Genomic DNA, 17,488 nt, shown 5'->3' with positions numbered 1-17,488 from the left:
GAGGAGCCCCGGGTGGAGATCGCCGAGCTGGTCGCGAGCAAGGTGCTGGACGTCCCCGACTTCCCGAAGCCCGGGATCGTGTTCAAGGACCTCATGCCGCTCTTCGCCGACGGGCCGGCCTTCGCCGCCGCGATCGACGCGATCATCGCCGTGCAGGGGGTGGACAGCTTCGACGTGGTGGCCGGGATCGAGGCCCGCGGGTTCGTGGTCGCCGCCGCCATCGCCTACGCCACCGGCCGGGGCGTGGTGCCGATCCGCAAGGCCGGCAAGCTGCCCCGGGACACCGTGTCGGCGAGCTACGCGCTGGAGTACGGCGAGGCCACCCTCGAGGTGCACGCCGACGCCTTCATGGCGGGGGAGCGGGTGCTGCTCGTCGACGACGTGCTGGCCACCGGCGGCACCGCCGCCGCCACCCTGGGGCTCATCGAGCAGGCCGGCGGGCGGGTCAGCGGCTTCAGCGTCGTGCTGGAGCTGTCGTTCCTCGATGGGCGGTCCCGGCTTGCCCCGCGCCCGGTTCATGCCCTGTTGACCGTCTGAGGGGCGTTGCTCAGGCGTTTCCACGCAGTTGCGGGCCTGTCCGCTAACAGGAAATCCCGGCGGGGCCGGGTAAGCTTGCGGTTCGAAACGTTGTCGGCGTGAGGAGCGGCCGGTGACCGGCGACATCGCACCCCCCATGGAGGGTACGGTCGACCACGTGCAGGATGAACCGCAGGACGTCCGCGAAGCTGGCCCGCCGGAGACGGCGGAGGCGGGCGGCGTGGTGCTGCAGTTCCCCGTCGCCCCCAACGGCACCCCCCAGCGCCGGTCCACCGACCGGCCCGGCGGGTCGACCGGGTCGGGGGCCGGGCGCCGCCCGCCCGAGGAGATCCTCGGCGAGGACACCGAAGACCTGACCGATGCGGCCGGGGGCGTCACGGGCGCCGTCGCCGGCATCGTGGGCGCCGCGCCGACCGGCCGCCGGGTGCGGGCCCGGCTGGCCCGCTTCAACGCGCCCTGGCAGAGCCCCTCGGTCAGCGAGGTGCTGGAGCCGCTGATCGCCCAGCACAAGGCCAGCCACCCGAAGGCCGACGTGCGCCTGCTCCAGCGGGCCTACGACATGGCCGAGCACTTCCACAAGGGGCAGTACCGCAAGTCCGGCGACCCCTACATCACGCACCCGCTCGCCGTCGCCACCATCCTCGCCGACCTGGGTATGGACACCACCACGCTGGTCGCCGCCCTGCTGCACGACACGATCGAGGACACCGAGTACACGATCGAGCGCATGCAGGTCGACTTCGGCGGCGAGGTGGCGCTGCTCGTCGACGGCGTGACCAAGCTCGACAAGGTCAAGCTGGGCGACGCGGCCAAGGCCGAGACGATCCGCAAGATGGTCGTGGCCATGGCCAAGGACCCGCGGGTGCTGGTGATCAAGCTCGCCGACCGGCTGCACAACATGCGCACCCTGACCTTCCTGCCCCGCCCCAAGCAGGAGCAGAAGGCCAAGGAGACGCTCGAGATCCTGGCCCCGCTGGCCCACCGCCTGGGCATGAACACGATCAAGTGGGAGCTGGAGGACCTGGCGTTCCGCACGCTGTTCCCCAAGCGCTTCGACGAGATCAGCCGGCTCATCGCCGAGCACACGCCCCAGCGCGACTCCCTGCTGCGCACGGTGACCCAGAAGGTGGCCAACGACCTCAAGGCTGCCAAGATCAAGTCTGAGGTCACCGGCCGGCCGAAGCACCTGTACTCCGTGTACCAGAAGATGATCGTGCGCGGCCGCGACTTCGGCGACATCTACGACCTGGTCGGCGTGCGCATCCTGGTCGACACGGTGCGCGACTGCTACGCGGCGCTCGGTGTGATCCACGCGAACTGGCAGCCCGTGCCGGGCCGGTTCAAGGACTACATCGCCATGCCGAAGTTCAACATGTACCAGTCGCTGCACACGACGGTCATCGGACCCACCGGCAAGCCCGTCGAGCTGCAGATCCGCACCTACGCGATGCACCGCACCGCGGAGTACGGCATCGCCGCGCACTGGCGCTACAAGGAGACGAAGAACGCCACGATCGCCGGCCCGCCGGCGCACATCGACGAGATGACCTGGCTGCGGCAGCTGCTGGACTGGCAGCGCGAGGCGAGCGACCCGAGCGAGTTCCTCGACGCGCTGCGCTTCGACCTGTCCAGCCAGGAGGTGTACGTCTTCACGCCCAAGGGCGACGTCATCGCGCTGCCCACCGGCTCCACCCCGGTCGACTTCGCCTACGCGGTGCACACCGAGGTTGGGCACAAGTGCATCGGGGCGCGGGTCAACGGCAAGCTGGTGCCGCTGGAGAGCACCCTGTCCAACGGCGACGTGATCGAGATCTTCACGTCGAAGTCGGAGACCGCCGGCCCCACGCAGGACTGGCTGGGCTTCGTCAAGAGCCCCCGGGCCCGCACCAAGATCCGGCAGTACTTCAACAAGGAGCGCCGCGAGGAGGCGATCGAGGCCGGCAAGGAGGCGATCGTCAAGGCGATGCGCAAGCAGGGGCTGCCGCTGCAGCGCCTGCTCACGTCCGAGTCGCTGATGACCATCGCCCGCGAGCTGCACCTCACCGACGTGGCCGCCCTCTACGCCGCGGTCGGCGACGGCCAGGCCTCGGCGCAGTCCATCGTGCAGCGGCTGGTGGCCGGCTACGGCGGCGAGGAGGGTGCGGTCGAGGACATCGCCGAGACGGCGATTCCCACTCGACCGGCCCGGACGCGTACCGCCGCCTCGGACCCCGGCGTGGAGGTCCTCGGCGTCGACGACGTGTGGATCAAGCTGGCCCGCTGCTGCACGCCGGTCCCCGGGGACGCGGTGTTCGGCTTCGTGACGCGCTCCGGCGGGGTCAGCGTGCACCGCGACGACTGCGCCAACGCGGCGGACCTCAAGGAGCAGCCCGAGCGGGTCCTGGAGGTCAGCTGGAAGCCGACGAGCGCGTCGACCTTCCTGGTGGCCATCCAGGTCGAGGCCCTCGACCGGCACAAGCTCCTGGCCGACGTGACCCGGGTGCTGTCCGACGAGAAGGTCAACATCCTGTCCGCGACGGTCACCACGACCCGCGACCGGGTGGCGATCAGCCGGTTCTCGTTCGAGATGGCGGACCCGAAGCACCTCAACCACCTGCTGGCGGCCGTGCGGCGCATCGACGGCGTCTACGACGCCTACCGGGTCACGTCCGGCGCCTGAGACGTCGCTTGCGGCGCCTGAGACGAAATGAGGGCCGCCCCCACGCGGGGGCGCCCCTCATTTCGTCTGAGCTGGTTACGGCTGCGGGGCGCTCATCGTCAGGGACTTGATGTTCACCTCGGTCTTCGGCTTGCCCTCGGCGGGCGGGGTCGACGGGTCGGCCGACGGCCCGGCCTGCACGCCCGCCGCGGCGACCTTCTTGACCAGGTCGAGGCCCTCGGTCACGCGGCCGATGACCGTGTAGGCCGGCTGGAGCTGGGCGCTGTCCTCGATGTCCTTGTACACGATGAAGAACTGGCTGCCCGTGGACGCCGGCTGGCTGTTGTTCGCCATCGCGACCACGCCCTCGCCGTAGGCCGGACGCTTGTCCGTCGGGAGGTTCTCCTGCGCGTAGCGGTAGCTCGGGCCGCCGTAGCCGGTGCCGGACGGGTCGCCGCACTGCAGCACGTACACCTGCTGCAGCACGAGGCGGTGGCAGCTCGTGTTGTCGAAGAACTTCTTGCTCGCCAGGTAGGTGAAACTTTCCGCGGCGCACGGCGCGTGGGCGGTGTCGACCTCGACCTTGATGGTGCCGACGGAGGTGTCCAGCGTCATCGTCTGGGTGCCGGTGCGGGCCTCGCCGGTGGCGGGGGGCATGCCGACGTCCTTGGTGTACTTGGCCGTCTCCGGGTCCGGCGAGGCGGAGGCGCTCGGGTCGGCCAGCGGCAGGAACGAGCAGGTCGTCGGCGTGGCCGAGGGGTCGGCCGCGGCCTGTTCCTTCTTGTCGCCGTTGCTGGTCACCGCGATGACCACCCACGCCGCGGCGAGCAGCACGATCAGGGCGCCCGCCCCAGCGGCGATCGTCGTGTTCCGACGCCGCCGGAGCCGGGACTGCTCGGCGCGTACGCCCATCTCCCGCTCCAGCCGCGCACGCGCTGCAGCGCGCTGGCGGTCCCGGTTGGTGGTCACGGTCTGTACTCCTTGCTCAACAGGGAAGGGATGGGATGACTACGACTACGACTACGACTTGCTGCTCGGCGTGCCGGCCGAGGGAGCGGCCGAGGTGCCGGGCGCCGTGGACGGCGCCGCCGAGGTCGAGGGGACCGGGGTCGGCTGGGACTCGTCCGGCGCGGTGTCGGTGACGGTCAGCGAGCTGATCTTCACGTCCTCCTTGGGCTTGCCGTCGGCCGAGCCGTCGGCGGTGCCGGTCTGGCCGATCTTCTGCAGCACGTCCAGGCCGCCCGTGATGGTGCCGAAGACGGTGTAGTCGGCCGGGTACTGCACGTCCTTGAAGACCAGGAAGAACTGGCTGCTGTTGCTGTCCGGCTGCGCCGAGTGCGCCATCGCGATGGTGCCCATCGGGTACAGCGCGTTGGTGCTCGCGTCGGCCGAGGGGGCCGCGTCCGCGCTCGGGGCCGCCGACGGGGCCATCGGCGACGGCACGTTCTCGTTCGGGAAGCGGTAGGCCGGGCCGCCGCTGCCCGTGGCGGACGGGTCGCCGCACTGCAGGATCGCGTCGGTCACCCGGTGGCAGGTCGTGTTGTTGAAGAAGTTCTTGCCGGCCAGGTAGGTGAAGCTGTTGACCGTGCACGGCGCCTTGCTCGGGTCGAGCTTGGCGGTCACGGTGCCCTGGCCGAGGCTGATCGTCATGGTCTTGACGCCGTTCTTGACCACGTCGTTCGTCGGCGGCTTGCCGACGTCGGTGACGCCGCTGCCCGCGTCCACGGAGGTGTATGCGCAGTCCGCGACCCTGGCGGGGGTCGAGGAGAAGCCGCCGGTCTTCCAGACCACCAACAGGACGAGCAGCGCGAGCACCACGGCGCTGCCAATTCCTGCCTGCCACTGGCGACGGCGGCGTGCCGCCGCTGCCCGCCGGGCGATCTGTCGTTCGGCCTTGGCCCGCGCCAAAGCGCGCTGCCGGCTCTTACTGGAAGCCACCGGTGCTCCCCTCCAGGAAAGTACATTTGGGTGCCACGTCACACGCCCGCCAGAGTGTACGGGTAGAACCCGGAATGCGGGTCGCCGCCCGGTCACGGTTCGCTGTGCCTGACCTCCGGATAGGGTCTACCTGCTGCCCGCTTTGGTTTGACGCCCGTCGCAGCCGGGCGTCAGCGGGACATCGACAGGGAGGAGCACCCCCGTGCTGATAGCCGGGTTCCCCGCCGAGGCGTTCGGGACCAACTGCTTCGTCGTGGCCCCCGCGCCGGGAGAGCAGTGCGTCATCGTCGACCCGGGCATCGGGGTCGCCGATCGGCTCGACGAGGTCATCGCCGAGCATCGGCTCCAGCCGGTTGCGGTGCTGCTCACGCATGGTCACCTCGACCATACGTTCTCCGTCACCCCGGTCTGCAAGGCCCGTGGAATCACCGCCTACATCCATCCGGACGACGGCGAGATGCTCGCCGACCCGGCCAAGGGCCTCAGCGCGGACCTCACCTCGCTCTTCGGCGGGCGGCTGGCCTGGAGCGAGCCGGAGGACGTCAAGCCGCTCGACGACGGCCTCGTGCTGAAGCTGGCCGGGCTGGAGCTGACCGTCGACCACGCGCCCGGGCACACGCGCGGCTCCGTGATGTTCCGCGGCGAAGACGAGGGCGAGCGGCTGGTCTTCTCCGGCGACGTGCTCTTCCGCGATTCGATCGGCCGCACCGACCTGCCGGGCGGAAGCATGGCGCAGATGATGGCGAGCCTGCGCGACAAGGTGCTGACCCTGCCCGACGACACGGTCGTCCTGCCCGGCCACGGGTCCGAGACCACCATCGGACGTGAGCGGGCCCACAACCCGTATCTTCGTGAGGCGCTGCAGGCGCCCCGGCGGGGCTTCTGAGACCGAGAGAGCTGGTAGAGACCCATGACCCGACCCACGCCGCTGTCCGGCTTCCCGGAGTGGCTCCCCGCCGAGCGCCTCGCCGAGCAGCAGGTCCTGGACCGGCTGCGCCGCACGTTCGAGCTCTACGGCTTCTCGCCGCTGGAGACCCGCGCGGTCGAGCCGCTCGACCAGCTGCTGCGCAAGGGGGAGACCTCCAAGGAGGTGTACATCCTCCGGCGGCTCCAGGCTGTCGAAGGGGCCCAGTCCGGGTCCGCCAGCGCGGAGCCCGGCGGAGCCAGACTGGGCGCAGACGACGAGGTGAGCCTGGGGTTGCACTTCGACCTGACCGTTCCGTTCGCCCGTTATGTCCTCGAGAACGCCGGCAAGCTGCAGTTTCCCTTCCGGCGGTACCAGATCCAAAAGGTGTGGCGGGGCGAGAAGCCGCAGGCCGGCCGCTACCGGGAGTTCCTCCAGGCCGACATCGACATCGTCGACCGGGACACCCTCCCGCCCCACTACGAGGCCGAGATCCCCCTGGTCATCGGTGACGCGCTGCGCTCGCTGCCGATTCCGGCCGTCCGGATCATGGTGAACAACCGGAAGCTCTGCGAGGGCTTCTACCGTGGCCTCGGCCTGGAGGATCCCGAGGAAATCCTGAGGATAGTCGACAAACTGGACAAAATCGGCCCGAATGCCGTGGCCGAGCTGATCATCGGGGCCGGCGGGACCGAGTCGCAGGCCAAGGCCTGCCTGGCGCTGGCCGAGATCCGCTCGCAGGACACGTCCTTCGCCGACGCCGTGCGCGCCCTCGGCGTCGAGCACCCGCTGCTGGACGAGGGCATCGCGGAGCTGTCCGCCGTCGTGGAGACCGCCCGCGAGCACTCGCCGGGGCTGGTCGAGGCCACGCTGAAGATCGCCCGGGGGCTCGACTACTACACCGGCACCGTGTACGAGACGGAGCTGGCCGGCTACGAGCAGTACGGCTCGATCTGCTCCGGCGGCCGGTACGACAACCTCGCGAGTGCCGGCAAGGACGTCTTCCCCGGCGTCGGCATCTCCATCGGCGTGTCCCGCCTGCTCGGCCTGCTCTTCGACAGCGACGCCCTGGCCGTGAGCCGGCCCACGCCGACCGCGGTGCTCGTCGCGCTGTGGAGCGAGGAGGAGCGGGCGGCCAGCAACCGCATCGCCGCCGCCCTGCGCGCCCGGGGGATCGCCACCGAGGTCGCGCCCGTGCCGGCCAAGCTGGGCAAGCAGATCCGCTACGCCGAGCGGCGGGGCATCCCGTTCGTGTGGTTCCCGGCCAGCGCCTCCGCGGAAGGTGGCGACCAGGTCAAGGACATCCGCTCGGGCGAGCAGGTGGCCGCGGACAGCGGCGAGTGGAACCCCCCGGCCGCGGACATGGCCCCGACCCTGCAGTGAAAGAATGGGGCGTCTTGCGTAGTTCGCCGAAGGAGACCCCGTGATCCGATCCCATGAGTCCGGCACCCTGCGTGGCGCCGACGCCGGAACGACCGTGACGCTGGCCGGCTGGGTGGCCCGCCGCCGCGACCACGGCGGGGTCATCTTCGTCGACCTCCGCGACGCCTCGGGCGTCGTCCAGGTGGTCTTCCGCGAGGAGATGGAGGCCGCGCACGCGCTGCGCAACGAGTACTGCGTGCTCGTCACCGGCGACGTGCGGGCCCGCCCGGCCGGCAACGAGAACACCGACCTGCCCACCGGCGAGGTCGAGGTGGTCGCCACCGGGCTCGAGGTGCTCTCGGAGGCCGCGCCGCTGCCCCTGCCGATCGACGACGGCGAGGCGGCCAGCGACGACGTGCGCTACCGCTACCGCTACCTCGACCTGCGCCGCTCGGGCCCGCACAAGGCGATGAAGCTGCGCAGCCGGGCCAACCAGATCGCCCGCAACCTGCTCGCCGAGCGCGACTTCGTCGAGGTCGAGACGCCGACGCTGACCCGCTCCACGCCGGAGGGCGCCCGCGACTTCCTGGTGCCGGTGCGCCTGCAGCCCGGCACCTGGTATGCGCTGCCCCAGTCGCCGCAGCTGTTCAAGCAGCTGCTCATGGTCGGCGGCCTGGAGCGCTACTACCAGATCGCCCGCTGCTACCGCGACGAGGGCTTCCGGGCCGACCGCCAGCCGGAGTTCACCCAGCTGGACATCGAGATGTCGTTCGTGACCCAGGACGACATCATCGAGCTGGGCGAGTCGATCGTCCGCGCGCTCTGGTCCGACCTCGCCGGGCACGAGATCTCCGGCGCGATCCCGCACCTGACCTGGCACGACGCCATGGCGCGCTACGGCTCCGACAAGCCCGACCTGCGGTACTCCGTGGAGCTCACCGAGCTGACCGAGTACCTGCGCGGCACCGAGTTCCGCGTGTTCGCCGGCGCCATCGACGCGGGCGGCTACGTCGGCGCGGTCGTGATGCCCGGCGGCGCCGCCCAGACCCGCAAGGAGCTCGACGGCTGGCAGGACTGGGCCAAGGCGCGCGGCGCCAAGGGCCTGGCCTACGTGGTCCTCGACGCCGAGACCGGCGAGGCCCGCGGCCCGGTGGCCAAGAACCTCTCGGAGGCGCACCTGGCCGGCCTGGCCGACGCGGTCGGGGCCAAGCCGGGCGACGCCGTCTTCTTCGTCGCCTCGACCGACCGCCGCGGGGCCCAGGAGCTGCTGGGCGCGGCCCGCGTCGAGATCGCCAAGCGGGCCAACCTGGTGGACGAGAACGCGTGGGCGTTCTGCTGGATCGTCGACGCGCCGATGTTCGAGCCGACCGACCCCGAGGCCGGCGGCACCGGCGGCGGGGCGAAGGGCTGGACCGCGGTGCACCACCCGTTCACCTCGCCCAACAGGGACTGGATCGACCGGTTCGAGGAGGCGCCGGGCGAGGCCCTCGCCTACGCCTACGACATCGTGTGCAACGGCAACGAGATCGGCGGCGGCTCGGTCCGTATCCACCGCGGCGACGTGCAGCGCCGGGTCTTCGACATGCTCGGCATCACGGCCGAGGACGCCGCCGACAAGTTCGGCTTCCTGCTCGAGGCGTTCAAGTACGGCCCGCCGCCGCACGCCGGCATCGCCTTCGGCTGGGACCGCATCTGCATGCTGCTGTCCGGCGCCGACTCGATCCGCGAGGTCATCGCCTTCCCGAAGACGGGCGGCGGCTACGACCCGCTGACCGGCGCGCCCACGGCGATCACGGCCGAGCAGCGGGCCGAGGCGGGCGTCGACGCCAAGCCGAAGGCCCCCGCGCCCGCGTCCGCCGACGTCAAGGTCCCGGTCGAGCGCTCGAAGTGAGCTCCGGACTGTAGGGTCTGGGCCCGTGGACGGCTTGTTTGAAGTTCAACCACCGGGCGGCGACTGGGTCCCTCCACAAGAGAACCCGGTCGCACCCGGTGGCTTCACCGACGTCGCGGCCGACTCGCCGCTCGCGGTGCGGATGCGCCCGGTCAGCCTCGACGAGCTCGTCGGCCAGCAGCACCTGCTGGCCCCGGGCGCGCCCCTGCGCCAGCTCGTCGGCGGCGCTTCGCCCATGTCGGTGATCCTGTGGGGCCCGCCCGGCTCCGGCAAGACGACCATCGCGCACCTGGTGGCCGGCGCGACCGACCGGCGCTTCGTGGCCCTCTCGGCCCTGTCCGCCGGGGTCAAGGACGTCCGCGCGGTGATCGACACCGCGCGCCGCGAGCGCCGCCGTGGCGGCCCGCCGACGGTGCTGTTCATCGACGAGGTCCACCGGTTCAGCAAGACCCAGCAGGACTCGCTGCTCGCCGCCGTCGAGGACCGCACGGTGACCCTGCTGGCCGCGACCACCGAGAACCCGTACTTCTCGGTCATCTCGCCCCTGCTGTCGCGCTGCGTGCTGCTCACGTTGCAGCCGCTCACCGACGACGACGTGCGGGCGCTGCTGCGCCGGGCGGTGACCGACGAGCGGGGCCTGGACGGCGCCGTGACGCTGGACGACGATGCCGAGGCGCATCTGGTACGGCTGGCCCGCGGCGACGTGCGAAAGGCCCTCACCGCCCTCGAGGCCGCCGCGGGCGCCGCGATCGCGCAGGGCAGCCCGAGCATCGACCTCGCCACGGCGGAGAAGGCGGTCGACGTGGCCGCGCTGCGCTACGACCGCGACGGCGACGAGCACTACGACGTGGTCAGCGCGTTCATCAAGAGCATCCGCGGCTCGGACGTCGACGCCGCCCTGCACTACCTCGCCCGCATGATCACGGCGGGGGAGGACGCCCGGTTCATCGCCCGGCGGATGGTCATCTCGGCCAGCGAGGACATCGGCATGGCCGACCCGACCGCGCTGCCGATCGCCACCGCGGCCGCGCACGCCGTGGAGTACGTCGGACTTCCCGAGGTCCAGATCGTCCTCGCCCAGGCCGTGATCCATCTTGCCCTGGCCCCGAAGTCCAACGCGGTCGTCGCCGCCATCAACGCCGCGATGGCCGACGTGCGGGCCGGGCACGGCGGTGCAGTTCCCGCGCATTTACGCGATTCCCACTACAGCGGGGCGAGCCGGGTGGGGCACGGGAAGGGCTACCGCTACCCGCACGATCACCCCATGGGCGTGGTGCAGCAGCAGTACGCCCCGGAAGGGCTTGGCGACCGGGAGTACTACCGCCCTACGGGCCATGGCGCAGAGCGCGCCGTGGCGGAACGATTGCCCAAGCTGCGGCGTATCGTGCGGGGGACCGTAGCGTCTGTCGAGGCGGGTGACGCTTCGGAACCGAACAGCACGGAGGAGCGGCGCCGGTGACATCGGGTCGGGACGAGGCCAAGAAGCGGCGCGGCCGCGGCAAGGCCGAAGTGGGCCCGAGCGACGAGGACCTGGGCTGGCTGGCGGAGCTGCGCAGCGCGGGCCCCGAGCCCGGCGGCGACGACCTGGGCGGCTTCGGCCCCGCGCCCGCCGCCGACGTGCTCGATCAGGTGAACCCGCGGCGCCCGGCGCCGCCGCAGGCCCCGATCCCGGCCCAGCCCGGCCCGCCGCCGTTCGGCCGTCCGCCTTCGGCGCCCGCTCCTTCGGCCCCCTCCGGGTCCGGCCCGGCCCCCGAGGGCCCGCCGCCGCCCCGAGCGGAGCCGACTCAGGCCTGGCGGCTGCCGCGCAAGGGCGACCGCGACGCGTCTTCCGGCCCGCCCGGTGCGGGGGCCGCGCCGGTGGCACCCCAGCGGGGCGCCGCCGAGCCGCCGCAGGCCTGGCGGCCGCCCCGGGATGGCGAGCGTTCCCGTCCCGGCCCCGAGGGGGAGCAGCCGCCCCAGGACTGGCGGGCGCTGCGCGATGCCGTGCGCGAGTCGCCGGCCGGGTCCCGCCGCACGGCCCCCAGCGGCCCGGCCTCGGGCGGGGGCTCGCCGGCGGCGTCCGGCGGCACCGCATACGGCAGCGCCGCCACTCCGCCCGGCGGTGCCGCGGCTTCGGGTCGCGCGTCGGCCTCCGGCGGCGCGGCCACTCCGCCCGGCGGCGCTGGGGCTTCCGGTCGCGCGCCGGCTTCCGGCGGCGCGGGCACTCCGCCCGGTGGTGCCGGGGGATCCGGTCGCGCGCCGGCTTCCGGCGGCGCGGGCACTCCGCCCGGTGGTGCCGGGGGATCCGGTCGCGCGCCGGCTTCCGGCGGCGCCGGGGCGTCCGGGCGTGCGTCGGCTTCGGGCGGCGCGGCCGTGCCGCCCGGTCGGTCGGCTTCGGGCGGCGCCTCCTATGGCGGTGCCTCGGCCCCGTCCGGCGGGGCAACGCGGTTCAGCGGCCTGGCGGGGCCCTCCGGGGATTCTTCCGCACCGTCCGCGGGCGCATCGGGCATGCCGGACGCTTCCACCACGCCCGATATTTCGGGTATGCCGGACGGGTCACGGCGCGGACGCAGGGCCGCCCGAGAGGACGCCGAGTCCTGGCGCTCCGCGGCGGAGCCACCCACCGGCGGCCGGCGACCCTCCGGTGCCCAGGAACAGGAATCCCCGCCCGGCGCCCGGCGGGCCTTCGGTAGCCAGGAGCAGGAGTCTGCGACCGGCGGTCGGCGTGCTTTCGGTGGCCAGGAGCAGGAGTCCGCGACTGGCGGCAGGCGTGCTTTTGGTGGCCAGGAGCAGGAATCTCCGACGGGCGGGCGGCGGCGGGCGTCCGGCGGTCCGGAGGCGGAGTCGCCCACCGGCCGGCGTGGGTCCGGGGACGAGGCGCAGGAGTCGTCCACCGGCGGGCGTCGGCGTGCGCGGGACGACGAGCAGCACGAGTCGCCGAGCGGCGCCCGTCGGGCGGCCCACGCGCTTCCAGAGCCGCGCTCGGGCGAGCCGGGACAGGCCGGCGCCGGCCGGGCTGCCGAATCGGGCCGGGCCTCCGGCGGCGGGCGCCGCCGCGCGGCCGAACCCGACGAGCCCGCCGCGTTCCGCACCGGCCCGGGAGCCGCTCCCCGCGGCGCCGAACCCCGCGTGCCCGACCCGCGCAGTGGCGACCTGCACAGCGGCGACATCCGCGGCGGCGGCCCGCGTACCGGTGAGGTTCGTGGTGGCGAGCCGCGCAGTGGCGACCTCCGTGGCGGTGATGCACGGGGCGGCGGCTCGCGTACGGGCGACGTTCGTGGTGGCGAGCCGCGCAGTGGCGATGTCCGTGGCGGTGATGCACGGGGCGGCGACGCGCGCACCGGTGACGTCCGTGGCGACGCGCGCACCGGTGACGTCCGTGGCGACGCGCGCACCGGGGACGTGCGGGGCGGCGGCTCGCGTACGGGCGACGTTCGTGGTGGCGAGCCGCGCGGTGGCGACCCCCGTGGCGGTGACGCGCGCACGGGTGATGTGCGCGGTGGCGAGCGCAGCGGGGAAGGCCGTGGTCCCGGCCCGCAGCGGGGCGGCAACGCTTCCGGTGCTCAGGGTGGTCGCGGCGGCAGTTCCGGGGAGCTCGGGCGGCCCGACGGACCCGGTGGACCTGGCGGGCGCGGCGCGAGCGGCGGACCTGGGGGACCGGGCGGACCCGGCGCCGGTGGTGGGCCCGGTCAGCGCGGCAGGTCCGGCGGACCCGGCGCGAGTGGCGGGCCCGGTCAGCGCGGCGGGCCGGGCGGACCCGGTGGACCGGGTGGGCCGGGCGGTCCCGGCGGGAGGCCGGGTCCGTACGGGGGCGGGCGCACGCCCGGCGGGCGGTTCCCGGGCGACGGGCCGCCGCCGAAGCCGTTCGTGGACCTGGCGCGGTTCGATCCCAACCCGGTGACGTACCGCGGCACGGCCAGTTCGCCGATGGCCTTCGACTGGGAGTCGACGACGCAGATCGCGCCGTTCGGGCTGTTGCAGCGGGCGCAGGCGAAGCGGGTGCGGCAGCTCAGGTACGCGACCGTGATCTTCGTCGTGCTGGCCGTGGTGCTGGCGCCGGCGATGTTCTTCGTGATCCGGGAGCTGTCCCGCGATCCGGTGTTCGTGGAGCTCGATGACCTGCACCTGCCCGAGTGGGCGGCGCGGAACGCGGCCGACGGGGCGCTCGGGAGCCGGTGGTGCATCCGGGAGTGCCGGTCGCGGCAGCGGACGTGGGAGTCGGCGCGCGGGCCCGAGGAGACCAACCGGGCGTTCGTCGGGAAGCTGCGCGACGCCGGGTGGATCGAGTGGAACATCCCCGACTGCCAGGCCGAAGGGGTCGACGGGATCGAGACGTGCTGGCAGCGCGACGAGTACGTGCTCGACCTCTGGGTGCGCGCGGCCGTCTGCGACGTGAAGGGGACGCGGCCCACGATCAGCCCGGCGCCGGTGCCGTCCGGCGGGAAGTCGGCCACCGCCAAGCCGCCGACGAAGGCGGCCTCCTCGGCGGCGGCGCCCTCGCCGTCGGCGCCTCCGCCCGGCGACGGCGACGGCGGGACGGCCGCGCCCGCGGCGATCTGCCCGCTCGCGGTGACGACCATCAAGGTCTTCAACCGGATCAGTTACGACCCGGGGGGCGGCGGCCAGGACGGCCCCTGACCCCGAAGCGAGCCCGGAAACCGGGGAACAACCCGTGTGATTGGCCGGGAGTGGACTACAGAACCGGGTCGGTGCGGCCGAAAAGCGGCCGCAGCGGCCGGTCGAAGCGCGGCCCCGCATCACGGAGGGTAGGGTTCCTCCGTTGGAAATGCGCTTCCACACGGGTGAAGGTCAATGCGGTGAAGGAGGAAACGGCGTGACCGTGTCCCTTGGCGGTATCGCGGCGCTGGTGGCGTCGGGTGGGTTCTTCGTGCTCGTGCTCGTGCTCGCCGTGCCGATCCTGCGGGCTCGGCACACCATCGACGCGGCAACCGATGCGCTGCGCGACGCCGCCAACCAGACCACGCCGATGCTGGAGCGGGTCAACACCACGATCGACAACGTGAACACCGCGCTGACGCAGGTCCACACGACCCTCGACGGGGTCAACATGCAGCTCGCCCGGATCGACACGATCACCGAAAACGTGTCGCACGTGAGCGCGAACGTTGCGAACCTGTCCACGGTGGTCAGTGCGGCCGCCGCCAACCCGCTGGTGAAGGTCGCCGCGTTCGGGTATGGCGTGCGCAAGGCCGCCGCGAACCGGCGCCGCGAGGCGGACGAGGCCGAGGTGCGTGAGCAGATCAAGCAGCGTCGCCGGCGGGGCTGACGCGGTACAACATCCAATATCGTAGAAAGGGCGAGAGCCATGCGGCGTCTGCTGTGGCTCGGAATCGGACTCGCCGTCGGGGCACTGGTGGTGCGGGCCGTCACCAAGAAGGCTCAGGCCTTCACCCCGCAGGGCATCGCGGCATCGGCGCGCGACTCGGCTGTGGGCCTGGCGGCCAGCGTGCGCGGGTTCGTCGACGACGTGCGCGACGGCATGGCAGAGCGCGAGGCCGAGATCCACGCCGCGTTCGCCGAAGGCTTGACCCTGGACGAGGACCTATACCCGGAAGGCCGGCAGGACCGATGAGAACCGCCGAGATCAAGCGACGTTACCTGGCGCACTTCGAGGCCAACGGGCACACGGTGGTGCCCTCCGCCCCGCTGCCCGCCGTCGACGACCCCAACCTGCTGTTCATCAACGCGGGCATGGTCCAGTTCGTGCCGTTCTTCCTCGGCCAGCGCACCCCGCCGTACACCCGCGCCACCAGCGTCCAGAAGTGCATCCGCACGCCCGACATCGACGAGGTCGGCAAGACCAGCCGGCACGGCACCTTCTTCCAGATGAACGGCAACTTCAGCTTCGGCGACTACTTCAAAGAAGGCGCCATCAAGCTGGCCTGGGAGCTGTCGACCAACCCGGCGGACAAGGGCGGGTTCGGGCTCGACCCGGAGCGCATCTGGGCCACCGTCTACCTGGACGACGACGAGGCCATCGACATCTGGCGGCGCACCGGGCTGCCGGCCGAGCGGATCGTGCGCCGCGGCAAGAAGGACAACTTCTGGTCGATGGGCATCCCGGGCCCGGCCGGCCCCTGCTCCGAGCTCTACTACGACCGGGGCGGCGCCTACGGCAAGGAGGGCGGGCCGGAGGTCGACGAGGATCGCTACCTGGAGTACTGGAACCTCGTCTTCATGCAGCACGAGATCACCAACGTGAAGTCGAAGGAGATCTTCGACATCGTCGGTGACCTGCCCAACAAGAACATCGACACCGGCATGGGCCTGGAGCGCATCGCCTCCATGCTGCAGGGCGTCGACAACCTGTACGAGATCGACGAGGTCAAGCCGATCCTGGCCAAGGCGGCGGAGCTGACCGGCAAGCGGTACGGCCAGGCGGTCTCGCACGTCGCCGCGGAGAGCCACCCGGACGACGTACGCCTGCGGGTCATCGCCGACCACGTGCGCACCGCCCTCATGGTCATCTCCGACGGGGTCATCCCGTCCAACGAGGGCCGCGGCTACGTGCTGCGTCGCATCCTGCGCCGGGCCATCCGCTCGATGCGCCTCCTGGGCTGGCAGGAGGGGCCGGCGCTGCCGCTGCTGCTGCCGATCGCCCGCGACTGCATGGCGCCGTCCTACCCAGAGGTCGCGGCCGAGTACGACCGGATCTCGCAGTACGCGTACGGCGAGGAGGAGCGCTTCCTGGCCACGCTCAGCGCCGGCACCACGATCCTCGACCTGGCGGTGACCGACGCCAAGTCCAAGGGCGGGAAGGTGCTCGCCGGCGACAAGGCGTTCCAGCTGCACGACACGTACGGCTTCCCGATCGACCTGACGCTGGAGATCGCGGCCGAGCAGGGCCTGCAGGTGGACGAGGACGGCTTCCGCCGGCTCATGGCCGAGCAGAAGGCCAACGCCAAGGCCGACGCGCAGGCGCGCAAGACCGGCCATGCCGACCTGTCCGTCTACCGCTCGGCGCTGGAGCAGGGCGGCCCGGTGGAGTTCACGGGGTACCGCGAGGTCTCCCGCGAAACGCGGGTGCGCTCCCTGCTGGGCGCCCCGGTCGCCGGCGAGGGCGAAGAGGTCTCGATCGTCCTCGACGCCACCCCCTTCTACGCCGAGAGCGGCGGCCAGCTCGCCGACCTGGGTGTCATCACCTTCGGCGGCGGCAAGGTCGAGGTGCTCGACGTGCAGTCGCCGCTGCCCGGCCTCGTCGTGCACCGCGCGAAGGTGCTCGCCGGCGAGGTCCGCGCGGGCGACACCGCCTTTGCCGAGATCGACGTCGACCGGCGCCGGGCGGTCTCCCGCGCGCACACCGCGACCCACCTGATCCACCAGACGATGCGCAACTTCCTCGGCGAGTCGGCGACCCAGGCGGGCTCGCTGAACGCGCCGGGCCGGCTGCGCTTCGACTTCAACACGCCGTCCGCGGTCCCCGCGAGCGTCCTGCACGACGTGGAGCAGCAGGTCAACGAGGTACTCCTGCGCGACCTCCTCGTGCACGCGTTCATCACGTCGCAGGAGGAGGCCCGCAAGCTCGGCGCGATGGCCCTCTTCGGCGAGAAGTACGGCGACGAGGTCCGGGTCGTCGAGGTCGGCGACTACGCCCGCGAGCTGTGCGGCGGCACCCACGTCGAGCGCTCGTCGCAGCTCGGCCTGGTGAAGATCCTCTCGGAGGCGTCGGTCGGTTCCGGCGTACGGCGGGTCGAGGCCCTCGTCGGCCTCGACGCCTTCGGCCACCTCGCCCGCGAGCACGTCCTCGTCTCGCGCCTGGCCGAGCTCTTCCGGGTCCCCGGCGACCAGGTCGCCGACCGGGTGGAGCAGACGGTGGCGCAGCTGCGCGACGCCGAGCGGGAGCTGGAGAAGCTGCGCACGCAGCTGGTCCTCTCCGGCGCGGCCGGCCTGGCCGACTCGGCCCGGGACGTGCGCGGGGTGGCCCTCGTGGCCACCGAGGCGCCCGAGGGCACCTCGGCCAACGAGGTGCGCACGCTGGTGCAGGAGATCCGGGGCCGCATCCCGGCCGAGCGCCCGGCGGTGGTCGCGGTGACCTCGCGGGCGGGCGGCAAGGCGTCGCTGGTCGTCGCGGTGAACGCGGCCGGCAAGTCGCGCGGCCTCTCCGCGGGTGACCTGGTGAAGGGCGCGCTGTCCGGGCGGGGCGGCGGCAACGCTGACCTGGCTCAGGGCGGCGGCGTGCCGGCGGCCGAGGCGCCGAACCTCCTGCTGGCGGTCGAGA

Annotated in this window: 12 protein-coding genes; 10 read left to right on the top strand and 2 right to left on the bottom strand. The window is 72.5% G+C overall.

Annotation, left to right across the window (positions count from 1 at the left end; all coding sequences use genetic code 11):
* Positions 1-12: 12 nt before the first annotated feature.
* On the top strand, positions 13-537 hold the full coding sequence (locus tag ABD352_RS36000; protein WP_344617007.1) for an adenine phosphoribosyltransferase: 525 nt from the start codon (positions 13-15) through the stop codon (positions 535-537).
* Between the two features lie 136 nt (positions 538-673).
* On the top strand, positions 674-3,196 hold the full coding sequence (locus ABD352_RS35995; RefSeq protein ID WP_344617084.1) for a RelA/SpoT family protein: 2,523 nt from the start codon (positions 674-676) through the stop codon (positions 3,194-3,196).
* A gap of 75 nt (positions 3,197-3,271) precedes the next feature.
* Here the strand turns inward: ABD352_RS35995 and ABD352_RS35990 are convergent, their stop codons facing one another.
* Both ABD352_RS35990 and ABD352_RS35985 read right to left on the bottom strand, forming a co-directional pair.
* Entirely contained in the window at positions 3,272-4,144 is an 873-nt protein-coding gene (locus ABD352_RS35990) for a peptidylprolyl isomerase (protein WP_344617006.1), read from the bottom strand.
* 51 nt (positions 4,145-4,195) lie between these two features.
* Positions 4,196-5,113, bottom strand: coding sequence for a peptidylprolyl isomerase (locus ABD352_RS35985; RefSeq protein WP_344617005.1), 918 nt, complete (start codon positions 5,111-5,113; stop codon positions 4,196-4,198).
* A 202-nt stretch (positions 5,114-5,315) separates the two neighbouring features.
* Between ABD352_RS35985 and ABD352_RS35980 the strand changes: the two genes are divergently transcribed.
* From ABD352_RS35980 to alaS, 8 genes are all read left to right on the top strand, one after another.
* Positions 5,316-5,999 (top strand): MBL fold metallo-hydrolase, encoded by a 684-nt coding sequence (locus ABD352_RS35980; protein WP_344617004.1) that lies wholly within the window; start codon positions 5,316-5,318, stop codon positions 5,997-5,999.
* Positions 6,000-6,023: 24 nt separating this feature from the next.
* Positions 6,024-7,400, top strand: a complete 1,377-nt coding sequence (hisS, locus tag ABD352_RS35975; protein WP_344617003.1) for a histidine--tRNA ligase — start codon at positions 6,024-6,026, stop codon at positions 7,398-7,400.
* Between the two features lie 40 nt (positions 7,401-7,440).
* A complete protein-coding gene (gene aspS, locus ABD352_RS35970) occupies positions 7,441-9,270 on the top strand; it encodes an aspartate--tRNA ligase (RefSeq protein ID WP_344617002.1) in 1,830 nt (609 codons plus the stop codon).
* 25 nt (positions 9,271-9,295) lie between these two features.
* Complete coding sequence (locus tag ABD352_RS35965) at positions 9,296-10,729, top strand: replication-associated recombination protein A (RefSeq protein WP_344617001.1); 1,434 nt, start codon at positions 9,296-9,298, stop codon at positions 10,727-10,729.
* A 2,387-nt stretch (positions 10,730-13,116) separates the two neighbouring features.
* Positions 13,117-13,887, top strand: a complete 771-nt coding sequence (locus ABD352_RS35960) for a hypothetical protein (protein ID WP_344617000.1) — start codon at positions 13,117-13,119, stop codon at positions 13,885-13,887.
* A 202-nt stretch (positions 13,888-14,089) separates the two neighbouring features.
* Positions 14,090-14,536, top strand: coding sequence for a DUF948 domain-containing protein (locus tag ABD352_RS35955; RefSeq protein ID WP_344617083.1), 447 nt, complete (start codon positions 14,090-14,092; stop codon positions 14,534-14,536).
* A 39-nt stretch (positions 14,537-14,575) separates the two neighbouring features.
* Positions 14,576-14,842 carry a hypothetical protein gene (locus ABD352_RS35950; protein WP_344616999.1) on the top strand — a complete coding sequence of 89 codons (267 nt, stop codon included), beginning with the start codon at positions 14,576-14,578 and terminating at the stop codon, positions 14,840-14,842.
* Positions 14,839-17,488: alanine--tRNA ligase (gene alaS, locus ABD352_RS35945; RefSeq protein WP_344616998.1), on the top strand; the 2,650-nt coding region annotated here is incomplete at its 3' end. The genes ABD352_RS35950 and alaS, both read left to right, overlap by 4 nt.

Origin of the sequence: Dactylosporangium salmoneum, from assembly GCF_039532525.1 — a bacterium.
Taxonomy (GTDB): domain Bacteria; phylum Actinomycetota; class Actinomycetes; order Mycobacteriales; family Micromonosporaceae; genus Dactylosporangium; species Dactylosporangium salmoneum.
The sequence above is the reverse complement of the archived record's forward strand: the minus strand, read 5'-3'. Positions and strand labels throughout refer to the sequence as shown.

What these genes read in the sequence shown, in the direction of transcription:
- ABD352_RS35995 (WP_344617084.1), top strand. Translation starts at nt 674, where the DNA reads ATGGAGGGTACGGTCGACCACGTGCAGGATGAACCGCAGGACGTCCGC.
- hisS (WP_344617003.1), top strand. Translation starts at nt 6,024, where the DNA reads ATGACCCGACCCACGCCGCTGTCCGGCTTCCCGGAGTGGCTCCCCGCC.
- ABD352_RS35950 (WP_344616999.1), top strand. Translation starts at nt 14,576, where the DNA reads ATGCGGCGTCTGCTGTGGCTCGGAATCGGACTCGCCGTCGGGGCACTG.